The following is a 20187-nucleotide window of genomic DNA, read 5'->3' on the forward strand; positions in this document are numbered from 1 at the left end:
GAAGCAAAGAAGCTTATAGACAAGAGATGGAAGGAAGTTATGATCATGCTTGGCAAAATGAAGAGAATCTTAATCGGCAAGCCAATGAAGTCGGCTGAATTGGATGCAGAAAAATTGGGGAAATGGAAGGCGCTCGCCATCCTGTCTTCCGATGCTTTATCATCCGTGGCCTACGGTACGGAACAGATTTTGCTGGTGCTGGTTGCGGCGGGATTCGCCGCCTTGTGGTACTCGGTTCCGATTTCCATCGCCGTGCTGGGATTGCTCGTCATTTTAATTTTTTCGTATCGCCAGACCATATTTGCTTATCCTACAGGGGGCGGCGCGTATATCGTAGCCAAGGATAACCTGGGCACCACACCGAGCTTGATTGCCGGGGGTTCATTGCTAGTCGATTATATCCTGACCGTGGCTGTAAGTTCTTCCGCAGGTACGGATGCGATCACATCTGCTTTTCCTGTACTGCATGACTATAGTGTCATTATTGCGCTTATTATGATTGTGTTTCTGACCGTTATGAATCTACGAGGGGTTACGGAGTCAGCTTCGGTGCTGGCGATCCCTATTTACCTGTTTATCTTTTCGATTGCGATACTCATTATTTCGGGTGGATTCAAATTTCTGACTGGTGGTATGCATGCTGCGGCTCCGGAATTCGGAACAAGTCTGTCGCATGTCAGTATCTTCCTGCTGCTTAAAGCGTTCAGCTCTGGATGCTCGGCTTTGACCGGGGTTGAGGCGGTTAGTAACGCCATTCCGAACTTCAAGCAACCTGCGGAGAAAAATGCAGCCGGAACGTTGCTGCTGATGGGATGCATCCTTGGTGCCATGTTTATCGGTATTACGCTGTTAGCCTTTGGGTATGGGATCAAACCTGATCCCAAAGCAACGGTCATTTCCCAGATTGCCGAAGCTACGTTTGGCAGAGGATGGATGTATTTTATTATCCAGGGTGTTACAGCCCTGATCTTGTTCCTCGCGGCGAATACGGCATACTCTGCTTTCCCGCTGTTGTCCTTCATGATGGCGAAGGATAAATATATGCCGCATATGTTCATGGTGCGAGGAGACCGTCTGGGCTTCTCCAACGGGATTATTTTTCTCAGCGTCATGTCGGCACTTCTTGTCGTTGGATTTAAAGGGGATACTGGCAACCTGATCCCGCTCTATGCGGTCGGGGTGTTCATTCCTTTTACACTGTCGCAGCTCGGCATGATGATACGCTGGATTAAAATTAAACCGTCAGGGTGGAAGACAAAACTGCTGGTGAATACAATCGGTATGCTGACCACACTGTCGATTACACTCATTTTTATTTTCACCAAGTTCACGCAGACATGGGTTATCTTTATCTTCTTGCCACTGGTCGTTTATGTGTTCATGCGCATTCGCAGCCATTACTGCAACATCGCAGACGAACTACGTATCGATATTCAGGTGGATAAACCGGCCAAGAAAGGCAATACGATTGTTATTCCGGTGGCGGGCATTACTCGGGTGGTGATGAATACCATCAGTTACGCCCAGACGATGTCGGATCATGTGGTGGCACTGTACATCGGCTTTGATGATGAGGCTATACGGAAGATGGAGCAGAAGTGGGAAGAATGGAATCCAGGCGTCCGTCTGGTCGTAATCAAATCGAGGTACCGCAGCATTATGGGCCCGCTGAAGAAATTCATTGATACGGTGGAATGGAAAACAGCCGAAACCGATCATATCACCATCCTGATACCGCAATTTATTACGAAGCACTGGTGGCAAAATGTACTGCATAACCAGACCAGCTTCATGATTCGGGCTTATCTGATTAATTATAAAGATGTGATTGTGACGACGGTGCCGTATCATCTGAATCGGTAATGGGAGGATAGGCCGCAACGATATAAAAAAGGTTCGTCGATGTACGGTGATATTTTGTATAGAATGTACACATCATTTTACCGCAAGGAAACTCCGGTGTGGAGTGTACTTGCGGTTTTTATGTGTATTGTAAGTTTGTGTAATGTGCAATACGCCTCTATTTTATCTATGTTATGTAAAGTGCGTACTTCAAACCAGAATCATGATTATGTTAACAATGGAATTGGTAAAAGCAAATATTTCCTAATTATGACAGCAACCTACGATCAGCAAGTAATAAAGGATAATATGACGAAATATCCGCAGTTCCAGGGCAGCAGTCGACCAATTGCACGCTTCAGCCGATTCGACAGCAACATTCGGCGCAGTTATGGGTGTTTTTCCGGAAGCGAGACAAATTGTCGAAGGATCAATTGAAGCCGTGCCGAATGGACAAGGTTCGCCATGAGAGATCCTAGATGCCGCTGCGAAGCAGATTACGGAAAAAATCAATCAGTACAATAGTACAGTCAAGAAGTAACTCATACCTTGCAGGGTTGACGAGTGGGAAACTGAATGCGGTCTGTATGCCGCATTCGTTTTTTGTAATTGATTAACTAAAAGGAAGAATTTTTTTTAAAAAATATCGAAAAAAAATGTATAGTAAGGAGGGGAGGCATAGTCTGTCAATAGACAAAGATTGTTTGAAGAAGTGAGGAAGTAAAGAGACTACATACGTGAAGGAGAAGAAAGAATGAAGAAACTGAGTTTACTTGTGATGTTTTTTATGCTTTTATTTAGTTCCAATGTGTTTGCAGAGGATTTAACAGTGAAGGATGTTGAGCTCGATCCTGCCATTACGGCTTCTGTAGGAGATAAGTTTAACTTAAATATCTATGTTATTTATGATGACGAATTCACATTACATGATGCCAATGATCCGTATTATAAGAGACCGGTCGGTCTTACGAAAACAGATTATACTATTAGTGATCCCCACCTGCTTCAAGTATTAAGCAATGGCATGGTCAAAATTCTGGGAGTTGGTTCTTCCAAAATTACAGTTAAGGTTGAAAATATAGAAAAGTCAGTTATCATTTCAGGAAGCTTAGACAGCCCAATAGATGGGGGATATTTAAAAAATGGTGTGACACTTGTTCCTATGAAAGAGGTAGTCCAAGCTTTGGGAGGCAGTGTCAATTATTTGGCTCAGCAGGGCCTCTTTGAAATTAAAGTTGGTTCTACGCAAGTGAGTTTGCCTAAATCAGGTACAAAGGCTAGTTTAAATGGAAATTCTCTCACTTTAAAGTCTCCACTTCTTGTAGAGAATGGCGTGACTTTAATGCCTGCTTCAGTGCTATCTGATGCTTTCGGAGCAGGATTAAAAAATAATGGCGAAACGATGCAAGTATCTATTGGTCAAGGGAAAATGAATATCCAGATTGAAAAGCCAAAGAAACAAAACAGTACAACAGTTACTAAGCCGACTAAAAAAGGAAAACTATATGCTGTACCGGCAACAGGGGATATGAAGGGATGGAGTATTCTCAAAGGTCATCCATATGAGAAGAGTGTTATTGTATACTTCAAAGTTGACGGATCGATTGTACAAATCCATACGAAGGACATCAGTAAGGTGGATCTGAACAAAAAGGTAAAGTGGACAGACCTGAACGGTAAAAAGCATACGAATACGGTAAAGGAGCTTTACCTCTTTTTCGGAAAAACAAGTGGTCTGTATTCAAGTGAATTACTGTATAAAATGTTCGGAGAGACCTACGCTAACTGGATTGCCATAGGCTCTATTAACGCAGAACAATATGTTGATCAGTATTTACAAAAATAGGGATTTGTTTAAAATGTGTTTCAACGAAGACAAGTGAGGAGAATTTCATTCATGACTTGTTATTTTCTTCACTATAGAAACAGCTTACAGGCAAAAGTCTGTAAGCTGTTTTTTTTGCGAACGAATCGATTCTTTTTCGAAACAAGTGAATGCAAACGATAAACTAAAGAAAAATCTAGAAATTCGTTTCAAGATGATTGACATGCTATCGACTCATATCATATAATCAACACGTTCATTAAATTGATAATGATTATCATTAACGATTAGGGGAGACTATACAGATGAAAAAGCAATGGATTCTACCGTTCATCGTGCTGATGTTGTTTACGATGATTGCCAGCGCATGTGGTAACGGGGCTTCAAGCGGTGCATCAGACAATGGAAAACAAGAGACAACTGCAACGGAAGGGACGAGCAGTGAAGCAGCGAATACTTCAGATACGATAACGTATCAATCCGAAACAGGGCCCGTGGAAATTCCGGCTAAACCGCAACGTATCGTTGCTTTGACGAACGGTCCCAATATCCTTTCTATGGATGTAACGCCAGTGGGCGTAGATAAATGGACAGCAGAAAATCCGCTGTTCAAGGATAAATTAAAAGACGTTGCTATCGTAAGTGATGAAGATCCGGAGAGTGTCTCCGCTTTGAATCCTGACTTAATCATTGCAGGTTCACATATGAAAAATCTTGAACAACTTTCCAAAATTGCCCCAACGATCATATACACATGGGGTAAACTCGATTATTTGCAACAGCAACTGGAGATTGGTAAAGTGCTGAACAAAGAGTCTGAAGCACAAGCATGGATTGATGATTTCACCAAAAGAGCCGGGGAGATCGGCAATGAGATTAAAGCGAAGTATGGAGATAAAGTAACGGTGTCCACCATCGAAATCGCTGATAAAGAAGTTTTTGCCATGGGGGATCACTGGGCACGTGGAACGGAAGCGCTGTACCAAGCCATGAAGTTGAATATGCCTGAAAAAGTAAAGAATGATACGTTAAAAGATGGTTATCACTCCTTGTCACTTGAAGTGCTTCCGGAGTACATGGGTGACTTCATCGTGCTCAGTAGAGACATGACTCGGGATAACGAGATTATGAAGTCGGGAATCTGGAGTAAAATTCCGGCCGTTCAGAACAAACAGGTTATCGAGCTCGATACCAAAGCGGTGACGTACAGTGACCCGATTACGCTCGACTATGTATTGAATATTTTCAAAGAAGGATTTCTTGGCACAGGGAAATAATCAAGCAATTAACACCTAAGGGATTACGCGTAAACCTTTCATAATAAAAATGATATAAGAGAAGAGACGATGAGGCACAAAGGCCCTTTTCGTCTCTTTGTTAGTTAAACGAAAACGGCCTATCTCGTACATTCGAGATAGGCCGTTTTCATTAAAAGAAACAATGCTATAAGAACAAAATCAACTTACTGCAAAGAATGTTTGAACAAGAGAAAAGATTTATTTATCCTTTAAGTCTGCGATGGATTTGATATCCATGTATGCTGGTACAACAAGCCCCGTTTTTACACCTGTCATATTGGCACCAAGGTCATCCAATTGATCCTTGTATTTAGCCCAATAATCAGCATGTGTCAGAGGAAGCCATGCAGCCGGAGAAGCATCCACGTCGCCCGATGCAACACCCGTCCACATTGGTCCGGCTTCAACTTGCAGTGCATTGACTTTATAACCGAGATTTTTTTCCATTACATATTTCAGTAGGTTCGTACTTGCAATCTCGGAGTCCCAGGCAACATAACCGAGACGGAACGTATCGCCGTTCACGGGTGTCAGACCTTTCGTCCATTCATCAATCTGATCTTTGTGTTTCTCAGCATAGTCTTTGGCAGCTTGTTCCGGTGAGGTACCGTCCTGAATGGCAATCATCATCTCGCCCATCTCATCCGAAGTCCATTTGAAGCGGGACAGGAATTCATAAGCTACCGGATGATCTTCTTTCAGACCTTTACGAGCGATGGTATGAATTTCTTCGGCATCTCCATAGACTTTATCGGGATCTTCCAAATATTTCAGGTCATATTGGTTGAACATCCAATGCGGAGTCCAACCTGTAATAATAATTGGTTCTTTATTCTTGTAAGCTTTGTCCAGCGTAGCCGTCATGGCTGCGCCGGACCCTTCTACCAAATTCCAGTTGGTCAGGCCATATTTTTCAATGGCACTGGCGGTGGATTTCATAATACCGGCACCTGGGTCAATACCGATAATCCGGTGGTTGACTTCATCTCCAACGTTGGCATTTGCCGCAGGTTCAGAGGATGAACCAGAAGTTGAAGCCCCCGTTTCCAAATCTTCAATCGAGTTAACGTCCGTCATATATTTAGGAACAACCAGACCTGTGCGTACACCTGTCATATTGGCTCCAAGGTCCTCAACTTGATCTTTGTAACGTTCCCAGTAGTCAGCATGTGTCAGTGGTAACCAGGCCGCAGGAGATGCATCTACGTCACCTGAGGCCACACCCGTCCACATAGGTCCAGCTTCAACTTGAAGTGCGTTGACTTTGTATCCGAGTTTGTTCTCCATGACATATTTCAGCAAGTTGGTACTTGCAATCTCGGAATCCCATGCAACATAACTCAGTTTGAACGCATCACCGTTCACCGGTGTCAGACCTTTTGTCCATTCGTCAATCTGATCCGCATGTTTCTCTGCATAATCTTTGGCAGCCTGTTCAGGGGATGTACCATCCTGAATGGCAATCATCATCTCACCCATCTCATCCGAAGTCCATTTAAAGCGCTTCAGGAACTCATAAGCAACCGGGTGATCTTCTTTCAGGCCTTTACGAGCGATGGTATGAATTTCTTCGGCATCACCAAACGATTTTTTGGGGTCTTCCAAATATTTCAGATCATACTTGTTGAACATCCAGTGAGGAGTCCAGCCAGTAATGATGATTGGTTGTTCGTTTTTGATGGCTTTGTCCAGTGTAGCGGTCATCGCGGCACCCGAACCTTCAATCAGGTTCCAGTCTGACAAGTTATAATCCTTGATGGCTTTGGCGGTTGATTTCATAATGCCTGCACCTGGATCGATACCAATAATCTGATAGTTCACTTCCTTACCTACAGCATTGGCTGCTCCGTTGTTGCCACCAGCAGATGTTGTGCTGCCCGTGAAGTATTGAGAGAAGCCAGCAACAAGTACAAGTAGTGTTGCCGCTGCAGTAATCCATGCCTTTTGTTTCGTAGAGACACGAGAAGTTTTTTTGCGGCCAGGCATAAACAAATTTTGCGTAAAGCGGTCAAGCACGATGGCAAGTACCACGACAGCAAGACCGGCTTCAAAACCTTTACCAATCTGAAGCTGCGTTACAGCACGGTACACTTCTGCACCGATACCCTGTGCACCGATCATGGATGCAATAACAACCATGGACAGGGACAACATGATGGTCTGGTTAATACCGGACATCACCGTAGGCAAGGCGAGCGGAAGCTGTACCTTGAACAATTTCTGAGCCGAAGTTGATCCAAAAGCATCCGCTGCCTCAACCAGTTCACTGGAAACTTGCTTAATCCCCAGGTGAGTCAGACGAATGGTTGGCGGAATAGCGAAGATCACCGATGCTATAACGCCGGGAACAACGCCGAGACTGAAGAACGTAACGGCTGGCAACAGATAAACGAATGCTGGCATCGTCTGCATGAAGTCAAGCAGCGGTGTGATAATCCGTGCAGCCGTTTTGCTGTATGCCAGCCAGATACCAACAGGCACACCGACCAGAATTGAGATCAATCCTGACGTGATAACAAGACCGAGCGTGTCCATGGATTGAGACCAGTAGCCCAGGTTATCGACAAGCAGGAATCCGATAACAGTAAACAGGGTAAGAGGCAATCTGCCTACCAAAAACGCCAGTACACCTAGTATAGCAATAAACAGGAGCGGATGAGGCAACATAAACAGCCCCGAGAAAAATCCGACTACTTCCTGAATAACGACAGAGATCACTTTAAACAATCCGGAGAGCGAGGAGCTCATCCAGTCAACGATGGATTCAATCCACGATGCTAGTGGTATTTTGGGAATCATTCACAGGTTCCTCCTTTGTTGCGACTTCACCGCTTAGTGCACCGAGCAGGGCTCCGCGAACGATAACGCCTTGCAGACGGCCAGTTTCGCTTACAACGGCGAGTGGCACATGGGCTGAACTTACAATCTCAAACAATTCATGAATGAGAGTTTCAGGCGACACTGTCGGACCATCTGTAATCAGAATATCGTTTAATACTTTATTTTCGCGCATTGCACGGGTTGCGTCTTCTGCTGTAATGACGCCCAGCAATTTTTTGGAGCGGTCAATGACAAACAGGTTCGATATCCCACGCTCACGCATTAACTCGAGAGCAACACGGGGACCACGATCTGTTGTAATGGTTTCAGGACGACGCATAACGTGTGATGCTGTGAGGACCTTGGACAAGTCCACGTCTTCGACGAAGCGGGCCACGTATGAGTTGGCCGGTTGAATCATAATTTCCTCCGGTGTACCGATCTGCACAACGGCGCCGTCTTTCATAAGAGCAATCCGATCGCCGATGCGCAGCGCTTCGTCCAAGTCATGGGTAATGAAAATAATCGTCTTTTTCATCTTATCCTGAAGCTCAATCAACTCATCTTGCATATCACGACGAATCAATGGATCAAGCGCACTGAAGGCTTCGTCCATCAGCAGTACTTCCGGGTCATTCGCAAGTGCCCGAGCGAGGCCGACACGTTGCTGCATCCCGCCGCTCAGTTCATCCGGCATTTTGTCTTCCCAGCCTTTAAGGCCAACCAGTTCGAGTGAGGTCTTGGCTTTCTCACGGCGAACTTCCTTATCTACCTTTTGAATTTCTAAACCATATTCCACATTATCAAGAACAGTGCGGTGCGGAAACAACGCAAACTTCTGAAACACCATACTGATCGTTTTCCGGCGTACTTCACGCAATTGTTCTTTGTTCATTTTTCGCAAATCTTTGCCATGAACCAGTATTTCTCCGGATGTTGGTTCAATCAGGCGATTGAACATCCGAACCAGTGTGGACTTACCACTACCGGACAGGCCCATAATAACGAAGATTTCGCCTTCTTTAATTTCCATGTTGACCCGATTGACACCAACCGTTATTTGTTTTTCTTTGGCCAACTTTTCTTTGCCCCAACCTTGCTCCAGTAATTCAAGACCTTGCTCGGTTTGGGGGCCAAACAGTTTACTTACGTTTTTTACTTCAAGTATGGTCATGTTTTCACCCCTTCTGATGTGTTGTGCACTTCGAACGGCCTTCAGCAACCACAAGCCCATACACTTGTGCGCCCAGCCACGAAATCCGGTAATTTTTGCTTCGCTTCCCGTCTTTCTGGGTAACGGTTTGTATTCTAACAATAGTTAACCAGTATAGCAACCGAATAAACAGTACATAATGTTTATACAGTAAAAACTGTACAAAGTTTTCCTTCGAAATGCTCTGTTTATCTCCTTATTATGGCTAATCAGACATCTTTACATTTATTATTGCTTTTCCTACAATAGAAAATGAGCTGAATTAAAGCTTATTTTTTTGGTTAAATGATCATCGTAGGCAAATTGAAGCATGGTAAAGTTCCCAAGATAATCCATTGGGTGTGAGGTGTTTTCTAGCTTATAGAATATCCAGTTACATGCTTTCCCATGTAAGCAGAGCTTGAACATGCTGATTTTTTGCCAAGACTGGAATGTCAGAATGGAGGTTGCAAGCATGAGCTTGGACCATTTGCAAGAGGATCAGCAGACAGCGGTGCTGAAGATCCGTAAACGCGTTATCGAAGCCATTGGACGAAATATGGATCTATACGGCGTAACGTTGTCCACGGGACATTTATATGGATTGCTATTTTTCGCAGAAAAACCGATGACCCTTGATGATATGGGCCGGGAAATGGAAATGAGCAAAACAAGCATGAGCACCGGAGTACGAACTCTGCTGGATCTAAAAATGGTAAATAAGGTGTGGAGCAAAGGCTCCAGAAAAGATCTATATGAAGTGGAGTATGACTGGCATCAGACGTTTACGGATTATTTCGCCATTAAATGGAGAAAAGCGGTGGAGAGCAACCTTCAGATTCTTCGTAAATCCGTAGATGAGATGAACCGGTTGATGGATCAGCTTGATGAACAGACTGACGCTGAGCTTCTGCAAGTACTGCATGAGGACAAGCGTAAAGTATTGCAAGCGGAAGCATACTACCGATGGCTCGACAGGCTTATTGATACGATGGAAGATGAAGAAATCTATAAGCTTGTTCCAAAAGAAGAGATTAAAGAAGAAATGAAAGAACAGTTATAAGCTCGAAACAAGGACCCATTCCGTCAGGAAGGGTCCCTTTGCTTTTTAACGCCCGATGACACTCAAGTTTTCGTGTACCAATGCCGTAGAAGGATGCATGACAACGGGCTTCAATAGGTTTTTCTTTTTCCGCTGTATATGTTGTGAGGGAATCCGCAATGTGGAGCCTTTGGCTTGTGAATGAATAAGCGGAGAATTCATTCGGTCTGTCCAAACGACATGCTTCCGGTCGCGACTCGATGTAAATGTAGAGGATGGAGCGACTTCCAACCGATGAAGTGCAAGTTCCTTGAAATTGTGCTTTGCTTGCTTCTCACGCCCGGTAAGCTCTGCCAACCGAATATGAGTCTCTTTCCAATCATCGGTCACTTCGACAATGACGACAGGGGCAATACCTTTCAGTTGATCAGTATAAGGTTGACAGGACACGTCACCAATAATCAGATCAGGTTTAGCTTTGCGAAGTTGTTCCAGTTGGTTCGTTAGATTACGTTCTTGCTCCGCTGTCTTCTTATTCTGACTATGGCCCAAATTCAGTGATTCAACTGGCTTCAATCCCAAGGAGTGTAGGTGCTCATCAAAGCCAGCGCTAGATATTGTGGCTACACGTAACCGATGTTTCTTCATATATATACTTGGCGCAATGCCAGTCATCTGCTTGAATTTACGACTAAAATAATATTCATTGCCATATCCAACGGATTCTGCAACCTCTTTGAGAACACAGTTTTCCTCTATCAGTTGCTTTTTGGCTTCTTCAATCCGTAGCCGATTGAGATAATCGGTAGGTGACATGCCTTTTGCTTTTTTGAAGCTGCGGGAATATGAGCTTGGGGTCAGTCCGGCGATTTTGGCCAGATGATCCATGCTAATACCTTCACTCATGAAACGACGCATATATGAAATGCTACGCTCCAGTGCGGGATCTACCTTTTCAAGGTTTTCTTCCAATCGATGCTCTGACAGGAATTGTAGAAGTTCATGTAACTGACTATGTATGCTGACAAAATGCTCTGCAAGTTCCCCTCGATAGGAATCATACAACTTGGCCATTCGTTCTGCTGCCTGCTGTTCATGCCGGATGCGCATTTTGCCAGCCTGCCATTCAAATGGAAGATAGGAAGAAGCGGTCATGTTCCATTTGCCTCGTACTCGCTGCATATTGACTTGTTCCATACTTAACATAAGGAATTCAGTGATTCCTGAATGAGCCACTGCATCGATAGTCAAGCCGGGTTTGATCAGAAACAGTTCACCAGCCTGTGCTTCGTAAACGATGTCGTCCAGAACCAGAAGGCCGTTGCCTTTTAAAATAAGACAAAGTATGGGCCGGCTTACCGTGATGCCTTGTATACGGAAATTTTTCCCACGACGTACTCGGCACATTGAAGAGAGTAGCGGTAAAGAAGAGGTTTCGGTTAATACGGGAAACGATTCATTCATACGGACCATCCTTTTGTCTTATTTTCTTAATGATAACAATTATCATTCTCAAATGGAAGGCGTTTTTGAAAAATAATTTCGACAAAACAGAAAACGTGAAAAGAAAAATGAAAATTTTATACGTCGAATGTAACATATACGTCAAAATGTGAGCACAATAAAAAGATGACACCCAGCACCAAAGCTGTAGAGCCATCTTATCCTTACATTATTAATCAAACCTGAAATCTAACGAATCTGGAAAGGACTTAATTCAGTGTAATCAAAAGAATATTGTCCAGGAAAATATCACTTAATGCTTGTTGCCCTGTTCCATTGGCCTCTGAATGATATAAACGGAATTCATCTTTCGCATGGATGTAGAAGATTCCTGGAACATCATCACGCAAGTGGAACGTTTCCCATTCGTCAGCGGCTATTTTGCTTACTTTTAGAGATGGATTGACTGCATAAAGACCATTTTTGCCAGAAATGTAGACAACCTCCGGTTTATCATTCATCCATTGATTCGTAACATAGGTTACGTTGCTCAAGTTGAGATTAGACGTTTTACTCACCTTGCTCGCAGTAACCGTTTTGGCGTACGCTTTTTGATCCGCATCAATGATTACCACCTTGTCTGTTCCAACTGCACTGACTTCTCGCACGCTTTTGGAGTGAAGCTGAAATGTTTTACCGGATGTTGTCAATGCATAAGCTTTGCCCAGGGTATAGTTATAATCCTTGTTGCTGTCCAGCTTAATACCACTATTGTACACATATAGATTGTTGCTCCAGCCACCGGAATAAACGGCATTTACATCAAGCTTGGCTTTTGCATTCACGGCCGTGCCTTTACCTGTGTTGTAGTTGGCCTTGTACATCACAATAGCTTTTGTAGAGTAATATTGCTCGTCAGGATTGGTGTTGACCATGAGTTGTAATTCATTTTTGGCAAAGTTCACAAAATAACGACTCTCTACAGCACCTTGGGCCAGCTTCTGTACGTTTCCAGTACCGTTTGATGCTTTGGAAGCCACCCACGTATTCCCGCCAACCAAGGTATTATAGTACACACGTCCTTTGGTCACGATTAGAAGTGGGTGGTCCGTATTAACTTTGTCCGCAATTTTGGTTGCAGATGATATACCTTGGTCGCCATTGGCACGATATATGCTTCCCTTGGAGTCTATGTAGTAGATAAATCCGTTATCCGCATAATAATTGATGACATCGGAAGCGAATGTCTCTGGTTCATCACTGGAACCGTCATTTGGAACGCGAAGTAATGTTGTGGAAGTAGAGGACTGAGTGTAGTAGAGATATGATCCCGCTGCAGTCAAATCTACGCCTTCAAAATCAATTAATACTTCTGCTGGATTGCTACCATCTCCGGATACTTTGTAAAGTACGCCATCAGATTCATAATAGACGGTTGACTGGCTTAGCGAAGCTGCTTGGGCAGCGGTTCCGCCTGTTAATGTAACTGCTGTAATGAGTGTAAATAACAGCAATGCACAGAGGGTGCGTTGTACGTATGTATACCCTGTTTTCATTCTTGCTTCCTCCCCCTTAGATATATATGTCGTCAATTTCTTATGTTATATCGGTAAACTATGGAATTTATGTTAGATCTAGAATGGGGATGAGAGCGGGGATAGAAGGAGAAAAAGCAAGAGAATGAAATTGAATTTCATACTCGGTTCAACTTGAAATCCATTTGCGCATGATGCTACCATTCTCGTCCTGAAATATTCTCCACCTAATTTGGACGTGGTAACATGGTTGTGACTGAACCACAACGACAGGAGAGAAACGATATGATGAAGATAGCAACCATAGGTACAGGTTCCATTGTAGATGCCATTTTATCCGCGATCAATGAACTGGAGGATGTCAAGGTCACAGCGATGTACTCCCGTAAGAGAGAGACTGCGCAAGAGCTTGCAGGTAAATATGGGGTAAGTACAATCTATACAGACCTGGAGTCCTTACTTTCGGATCAAAATGTAGATCTCGTTTACATTGCTTCGCCCAATAGTATGCATTATGAACAGGCCTATCAGGCACTTCAACATGGTAAACATGTTGTATGTGAAAAACCGTTCACGTCCACGCTTCAGGAAGCAGAAACGCTGATTGCACTTGCAAAAGAAAAGAACCTGCTGTTGTTTGAGGCCATCTCCAACATTCATTTGCCCAATATCAAAATCATCGAGGAGCAACTACCAAAGCTTGGTGCGATCAAACTGATTCAGTGTAACTACAGTCAATACTCCCGTAAATACAATGATCTTCTAGCGGGGCAGACACCGAACGTATTTAATCCCGAGTTCTCTGGTGGAGCGCTGATGGATATCAACATTTACAATCTGCATCTGGTTATGAGTTTGTTTGGCAGTCCGAATACCGTATCGTATACAGCGAATCAGCATGCGAACGGCATTGATACATCAGGAGTTGTGGTCCTCAAGTATCCCGAGTTCATTGCAGAATGTGTAGGTGCTAAAGATACGAATGGCATGAACTTTGTGCTCATCCAAGGAGAAAAAGGGTACCTTCAGGTTGTAGGAGGAGCGAACGGTTGCCGGGAAATCAAGCTTCAGATCGGGAAAGAGCCATCTGAGGAGTATAGTGCGCAGAACAAAGCCAATTGGCTGTACTATGAGTGGGAAGTGTTCAGAGATATTTATTTGGCTAAAAACTATAAGCGGTGTTATGAACTGCTTCAACACAGCCGTTCTGTAATGAACGTACTGGCGGAAGCTCGCAAAAATGCGGGAATTATTTTTGCCGCGGACGCGGATAAATGATTAATGATAAATCTCAGTAGTTGTCGCTGATGCTCGCCATATACAGCATATCAAACAGATAGAGTACCGAGATCATGGAAGACATTTTGGATAACCTCAATTGTTCGTTATAACCATAGCTTAGCAGTGTTTCATCACAATGTCTGGACAGTGTTGAAAGATTGTTTTCGGTCACGGCGATGACTTTACGTTGCATATTCTTCAGTACTCTGGCAGCTTCAATCATGGATGAGTTCTCTCCCGTATGAGATATGACAAAAGACAGGATGAACTGACTGGTATTCATTGTATTTAAATAATGCATGTTGGGACCATTGTGTGCCACCGCCGCAATGCCAAGCTCGTTCCATTTGGCACAAGCTTGCTGTGCCAAATAATAATTCATATCGCTACCGTAGATATCGATACGTGCGGATTCTTTGACCCAATTCGCGATTCTTACTAGAACAGGAGCGCTTAACATACGGTGTGTCTCATCCAGCGCCTGGTGATATAGGTAGGGAACAGAGTCAATCGCAGCCAGTACATTGCCTTGTTCTGTGATTGTATGATCCGGCGTCCGTAAGGGGGAAGAGGGATGTTGTTGATATTCTAGCGCAAGCTTTAACTGAAAGTCTGGGTACCCTTTGGTACCCAGCTTTTTGCATAGACGAACAATAGTGGACGCACTTGTATAAGTCTGCTGAGCCAGTTCATGGGCTGTAGAGTGGAATACAACTTCGGGGTCGTTCAGGATAAAGTCCACAATATGCTTCTCCTGTGCCGTTAATGATGAAGCATATTTTAATTTCTGGAGTAGGTTGTATTCCATGCTGTTGTTCCATTCCTCTCTATAATCATCCCAAGTACATGTCTCCACATCATAACTCGCGTCTGTTTATTTCTCAATCAGATCTGACTCTCCGCAAGTTGCTGACGGCGGTTCCACATGGTTACGAGACGGAGTAAAATAAAGCTCGTGAGCAGCATCACTGCACCGGTGCCCAGCAACATCCATGGCCCAATCATTAACATGCCGGTAGCCTGACCAGCAATCAGGGCAATCAGGGGCAAGACAACAAGTCCGCCAAGCTGGTAAGCTTCCTGAAATCCCCGTACTTTAGCCGAGATCAGCACATTGAGGAGAATAACGGCTAAACTGCATGTAGGGACTACCCAAAGGATCAGAATGATCCAGTTCCAGTTCGGAAACATCAGTGTGCCAAAGATCGGGTACATCAGGATGTTGGCAATGACCCCATAGATGATGAAGGTCACCCAGGACAACAACACTGACGGAATGAAAGCAGCCAGAACTTTACCTCTAAACAGTGTACTCATGCTCATTGGTGTAAATAGCAAACCTTCCAGTGTCTTGCGTTCCTTCTCGCCAGCGAAACTGTTGGCAGTCAGGATGCTGGAAGCCATCACTGGAATGATGAGAAACAAGGGGGCGAACATATACAAGCCAAGAAAATAAACAATGCGTTGATTGTCTGTGGTCATGGTAGCAAGGGAGGGCAACTGTCCACTCTGAATGAGCTTGTCTAATGTATCCAATACAACATTTAGGTTACTTATCGAATGTAGATCCACGCGGGATGCAACCCACAACATAGCAGAGGGAACAATGATTCCGATAATTAGCGGTACAATAAGCATAGGCAGCCATAGTTGCACACTGGATGTGACAGAACGAATATCTTTACGAATGAGTGCACGTATCGCCTGACGATTATTCATGTGCATTCGCCTCCCTTATCGCAAAATAGATGCTTTCCAGATCATTGCCTTCCATACGTGCCTGATAGACCTGACCATGCTCGGTCAGCTGCCGAAGCAGCAACGGAATATGTTCACGAGACGAGAGTTGGTATGTTGCTGTATGCGCTGTAACCGTCTCAGGCGAATAAATCCCCGTCTTCCAACCGTTTGGCATATCTGCTTCGACCTCTAGCCGCGGTGCGGATTGATAACGCTGAATGATCTCCTGTTCAGTCCCTTTCTCAACAACACGACCCTTTTCCATAAAAATATAATGATCACACACGGCGGAAAGCTGAGTAAGTACGTGTGAGGAGATGAGAATCGTCAGGTTCAGCTCCGTATTTAACTGACGAATGATGCGAAGAACCATCTGGATTCCGTCAGGATCGAGACCGTTGGTCGGCTCATCGAGAAACAGAATCGAAGGGCGGTGCAACAGCACCCGTGCCAGACCTAAACGTTTCTTCATCCCTGTGCTATAGGTACCGACCTTACGATGCTGGTAATCCTGAATCTCAAGGAGATGCACCAACTCGTCAATGCGTTCAGTTGCACGTTTTAGCCCAAAGGCATCCGCAAAAAACAGAAGATTATCCCGCCCACTCATATTTTCGTACAAGCCACTTTGCTCGGTCAGTGTTCCGCAGATTCCCAGCACCTTTTCTGTTTCTATTGATGTATCCATGCCTTGGATGGTAACCTGCCCGCTGTTTGCGCCCAGAACTCCGTTCATGATCCGAATGAGGGTTGTTTTACCCGAGCCGTTTGGGCCAATAAGCCCGGTTATACTGCCCTGTTGAATCGTGAAGCTGACATCTTGTAGCGCTTGATGCTCACCGAAATATTTGTTTATATTGAGAACCTCAATCATGTATAATCACCGTCCGTTTTCTAATTTGATAATTATACGTCCAGCGGTGTCAGATCGTTCAACTAAGACTAAAGAAATATATTATTGCTTCAATAGTCCTGAAATTCTAGTGCATAATTCCCCGGGAAATTTCACCAAATCGGGTCTAAGGTTTGTTTTTTTGACAGGCTGTACGATGTATCCTTGAAAAGAAGGTATGAAGGCCGTTTGATTGCTGTTTCATTGCTATAGATAATGGAGTAATAGAGTATAGGCCGATATATACATAATGAGTTCGTCTAACACATCCATTTATTCAGTGTGAAGATGTTAAAGCGGGCTAAGTGCTGTGTTAGACCCAAAGGAAAGGTGAAGTGGTTCATGAGTACACCGAATGAATATCGTTTTCAGGTCAACCTGAGCGGAATGATCCAAATTTTATCGAATCATTTATACAGCAGTCCAAAAGTTTTCCTGCGTGAGCTTATGCAGAATGCAACAGATGCGATTACGGCACGCAAGGAAGTGGAACCGGGATATCAGGGAGAAGCTCGTATTGAGCTAACAGGAACCGGAGATCAATTGACGATGATGGTGGAGGACAACGGAGTTGGTTTGACCGAAGCGGACATCCATGAGTTTCTAGCTATGATTGGACAATCCTCGAAGCGGGGACAACAGGCATTGCTGGATGGCGAGACATCGTTTATTGGACGTTTTGGTATTGGTCTGCTGAGCTGTTTCATGGTCAGTCATGAGATCGTCATGCTGACTCAATCGGTGAAGGGCGGCCCTTCCATGGAGTGGCGCGGCAAGCCGGATGGTACGTATACGATTAGGCAGTTGGACACGCAATTGTCTCCCGGAACGAAAGTATATCTGCGTTGTACGCCGGAGGCGGCACACTACTTTGAAGCGGAGTATGTGAAAGAAGCTTTATTTTATTATGGTGCGCTCCTGCCTTATCCAGTCACGTTGATTCATGACGGGGTGCATTCTGTCGTAAATCAGGATTCTCCGATTTGGTTAACACGTCCAGAGCTTGCTCGTTCCTGCCGTGCGGAAGTGCTTGCGTTTGGTGAACGTCTGCTTGGGGAGAAATTCCAGGATTTCATCCCGCTGACAACGGCTTCGGGGCGCACGGGAGGCATTGCCTATGTGTTGCCGCACGCCGTGAATTTGAATGCCAAGCGTTCTCACCGGGTCTATCTGAAGCGAATGCTTATTTCGGAGAAGGCCGAGAATATTTTGCCGGAGTGGGCGTTTTTTGTAAAATGTCTGATCTGGACCGACGAGCTGCAGCCGACAGCTTCAAGAGAGCATTTTTATGAAAATGAAAAGCTGGAAGAAGTGCGCTCCGAGCTCGGAGACGCCTTGCGGATGGGACTTACCGAAATGGCTGAACAGCAGACTGAACGTCTACAGAAGTTGATTCGTCTGCACGCCCTTTCGATGAAGGCGCTGGCTGTTCAGGATCAGGAATTTTACGCGATGATTCACCGCTGGTTGCCTTTCGATACAACGCGAGGACACCGGGAACTGGGTGAACTGATTGATGAAGGAGAGACACTGTACTATACCAGTACCATTGATGAATACCGCCAGATCCACCATGTGGCTTCTGCACAGTCCATGTTGGTCGTTAACGCAGGTTACATCTACGATAAAGAGCTGATGGGGATGTTGCCTGTCATACTGAATCATGTAGAGACCGAGCGAATTGAGCCAGATGAAGTATCGATGACGTTCACAGATATTGCACCAGCTGAGCGCAACCAATATTATGATGCATTGCGTCTGGCAGATTCGGCGTTACAACGTTTCCGCTGCCGCGCAGAAGTGAAAGGATTCAAGCCCGCTGACTTGCCAGTGTTGTTTACCCTTTCGCAGGAATCATCCACGCTACGTGCGTTGGAAAAAGCCAGCGAAGAGAGTACCGACTTATTCTCATCTGTTCTTGGGTCGTTGTCATCAGGTATTAATTCGGCAGGATACTCGACGTTGTATCTGAATGTGAATAATCCCATCATTAAACGGGTGTTGACGTCACCAGATAATCAGATGACACCGATTGCTATTGAAATGTTGTATGTCAATGCACTGATGATGGGGCATTACGCCATGAACAAGCAGGAGCTTGAAGTATTGAACCAGGGAATTGTACGGTTTATTGATTGGGGTTTAAGCGCAAATACGAATCATGAGGGAGATGCCTGATGAAGACAGAGATGGAATTCGAAGATTTGATGGAAGAGGCCTATCAGCTGCCGAATGGTTCCGCAAAGCTTGGTTTTTTGGAGGAAGCAGCACGGGTGGCTGATCTCAATGGTATGGTTGAGGAGGCATACGAAGCACGTTCAGAGATTGTGGATGTCGCCACCTTCTGTGGATATCCGATGAAAGCTTTGATCGCTTTCTCCTGGCAACTAGGCAAGTTTGATCAGCAACCAGAGCTGTATGATGAAGAAACGTTATTGTGGTCTTATAAATGGATTCTTGGCAAAATGCCCGATTTCCCGGAAATCTCACGTGAAAAGATTATGGAGCTGTTAGAGGACTTCGGGGCACGGTTCAAGTCTTATGGGTATAGCGAACGTTCTTACTGGTACTACCGTTTTCGCATTTTTATGGATTTCGGAGAGCTGGAAGAAGCGGGGCGCAGTTATGACAAGTTTAGAGCGTTAGACCGCGACTTCATGAGTGACTGCGAGGCGTGTGAGCAGGACGAGATTTTGCGTTATTTTATGTTAAAGGGAGACGACGAGAAGGTGCTGGAAGTGGCCAAGCCGATTCTCAAAGGACGCATGAGCTGTGCGGAGATCCCACATCTGACCTTATCCGAAGTTCTGATGCCACTGTATCGTCTGGGACGGAAGGATGAGGCAGATAAACATCAGGTTAAAGGATATCGTTTAATCAAAGGTGAGAATGATTTCGTGCAGAGTTTTTCCGAGCAGATGGAGTATCTCGCACTTACGAATCCGGCCAAAGGGATTGATATCCTCGAGGAAACACTGGTGCTTGCAGCCGATCATGAAGATGCGTATGCCAAAATGATGTATTATGCAAAGGCAGCTTCGTTATTGCGGCGCTGGGCTGAAGAAAAGGACTCAGAAGGGTATCGTCTGCGTCTGCCAGCTTCCTTCTCGTATGAGGGAGATCCGGGAAACCTGCTCAAACTTGCAGATTATTTTGAAGAGTATGCCCAGGCTACCGCAGCCAAGTTTGATCAGCGCAACGGAAACACACATGTATCCTCATTAATTGCATAATTTAAAAGGCTTGTTCGTAAAGGAGAAATCCTTTCGAACAAGCC

Annotated in this window: 14 protein-coding genes and 1 pseudogene; 8 read left to right on the plus strand and 7 right to left on the minus strand. The window is 44.7% G+C overall.

The annotated features are described in order from the left end of the window. Positions 1 to 45 precede the first annotated feature (45 nt). The 4 genes and pseudogenes from kimA (at position 46) to H7T88_RS07525 (ending at position 4944) form a co-directional block, all read left to right on the plus strand. Positions 46 to 1863 carry a potassium transporter KimA gene (gene kimA / locus H7T88_RS07515; RefSeq protein WP_090918178.1) on the plus strand — a complete coding sequence of 606 codons (1818 nt, stop codon included), beginning with the start codon at positions 46 to 48 and terminating at the stop codon, positions 1861 to 1863. A gap of 237 nt (positions 1864 to 2100) precedes the next feature. Continuing rightward, positions 2101 to 2383 (plus strand): annotated as a pseudogene (locus H7T88_RS28680) (ABC transporter substrate-binding protein); the annotation flags it as partial. Between the two features lie 213 nt (positions 2384 to 2596). Continuing rightward, entirely contained in the window at positions 2597 to 3688 is a 1092-nt protein-coding gene (locus H7T88_RS07520) for a copper amine oxidase N-terminal domain-containing protein (protein WP_154890859.1), read from the plus strand. 284 nt (positions 3689 to 3972) lie between these two features. Beyond that, entirely contained in the window at positions 3973 to 4944 is a 972-nt protein-coding gene (locus H7T88_RS07525) for an ABC transporter substrate-binding protein (protein WP_154890860.1), read from the plus strand. A 219-nt stretch (positions 4945 to 5163) separates the two neighbouring features. On the opposite strand, the gene H7T88_RS07530 is transcribed toward H7T88_RS07525, so the two are convergent. Together H7T88_RS07530 and H7T88_RS07535 are read right to left on the minus strand one after the other, a co-directional pair. Next, positions 5164 to 7764 carry a glycine betaine ABC transporter substrate-binding protein gene (locus tag H7T88_RS07530; RefSeq protein WP_221787869.1) on the minus strand — a complete coding sequence of 867 codons (2601 nt, stop codon included), beginning with the start codon at positions 7762 to 7764 and terminating at the stop codon, positions 5164 to 5166. Continuing rightward, the gene (locus H7T88_RS07535; RefSeq protein ID WP_154890862.1) at positions 7730 to 8959 is read right to left on the minus strand and encodes a quaternary amine ABC transporter ATP-binding protein; all 1230 of its coding nucleotides are present in this window, start codon (positions 8957 to 8959) and stop codon (positions 7730 to 7732) included. Before H7T88_RS07535 ends, H7T88_RS07530 begins: the two co-directional genes overlap by 35 nt. Positions 8960 to 9452: 493 nt before the next feature. Between H7T88_RS07535 and H7T88_RS07540 the strand changes: the two genes are divergently transcribed. Further along, a complete protein-coding gene (locus H7T88_RS07540) occupies positions 9453 to 10040 on the plus strand; it encodes a GbsR/MarR family transcriptional regulator (RefSeq protein ID WP_090918165.1) in 588 nt (195 codons plus the stop codon). A gap of 45 nt (positions 10041 to 10085) precedes the next feature. Here H7T88_RS07540 and H7T88_RS07545 read toward each other — a convergent pair whose 3' ends face one another. Both H7T88_RS07545 and H7T88_RS07550 read right to left on the minus strand, forming a co-directional pair. Continuing rightward, complete coding sequence (locus H7T88_RS07545) at positions 10086 to 11483, minus strand: helix-turn-helix domain-containing protein (protein ID WP_221787870.1); 1398 nt, start codon at positions 11481 to 11483, stop codon at positions 10086 to 10088. Between the two features lie 248 nt (positions 11484 to 11731). Continuing rightward, positions 11732 to 13018: a DUF5050 domain-containing protein gene (locus tag H7T88_RS07550; RefSeq protein WP_221787871.1), complete on the minus strand. Its 1287-nt coding sequence runs from the start codon at positions 13016 to 13018 to the stop codon at positions 11732 to 11734. A 267-nt stretch (positions 13019 to 13285) separates the two neighbouring features. Here H7T88_RS07550 and H7T88_RS07555 point away from each other — a divergent pair, with 267 nt between their 5' ends. Beyond that, a complete protein-coding gene (locus H7T88_RS07555) occupies positions 13286 to 14275 on the plus strand; it encodes a Gfo/Idh/MocA family protein (RefSeq protein ID WP_221787932.1) in 990 nt (329 codons plus the stop codon). Positions 14276 to 14288: 13 nt separating this feature from the next. Here the strand turns inward: H7T88_RS07555 and H7T88_RS07560 are convergent, their stop codons facing one another. The 3 genes from H7T88_RS07560 to H7T88_RS07570 form a co-directional block, all read right to left on the minus strand. Continuing rightward, positions 14289 to 15086 carry a MurR/RpiR family transcriptional regulator gene (locus H7T88_RS07560; protein WP_154890865.1) on the minus strand — a complete coding sequence of 266 codons (798 nt, stop codon included), beginning with the start codon at positions 15084 to 15086 and terminating at the stop codon, positions 14289 to 14291. Positions 15087 to 15163: 77 nt separating this feature from the next. Next, positions 15164 to 15997, minus strand: a complete 834-nt coding sequence (locus tag H7T88_RS07565; protein WP_221787872.1) for an ABC transporter permease subunit — start codon at positions 15995 to 15997, stop codon at positions 15164 to 15166. Beyond that, positions 15990 to 16892, minus strand: coding sequence for an ABC transporter ATP-binding protein (locus tag H7T88_RS07570; protein WP_221787873.1), 903 nt, complete (start codon positions 16890 to 16892; stop codon positions 15990 to 15992). The genes H7T88_RS07565 and H7T88_RS07570 overlap by 8 nt, the downstream gene beginning before the upstream one ends. A gap of 360 nt (positions 16893 to 17252) precedes the next feature. Here H7T88_RS07570 and H7T88_RS07575 point away from each other — a divergent pair, with 360 nt between their 5' ends. Further along, complete coding sequence (locus H7T88_RS07575; RefSeq protein ID WP_221787874.1) at positions 17253 to 19088, plus strand: HSP90 family protein; 1836 nt, start codon at positions 17253 to 17255, stop codon at positions 19086 to 19088. Continuing rightward, positions 19088 to 20143 carry a hypothetical protein gene (locus H7T88_RS07580; protein WP_221787875.1) on the plus strand — a complete coding sequence of 352 codons (1056 nt, stop codon included), beginning with the start codon at positions 19088 to 19090 and terminating at the stop codon, positions 20141 to 20143. The genes H7T88_RS07575 and H7T88_RS07580 overlap by 1 nt, the downstream gene beginning before the upstream one ends. Positions 20144 to 20187: the final 44 nt, after the last annotated feature.

The organism is Paenibacillus cucumis (ex Kampfer et al. 2016), from assembly GCF_019748695.1.
In the GTDB taxonomy this organism is placed as follows: domain Bacteria; phylum Bacillota; class Bacilli; order Paenibacillales; family Paenibacillaceae; genus Paenibacillus; species Paenibacillus polysaccharolyticus.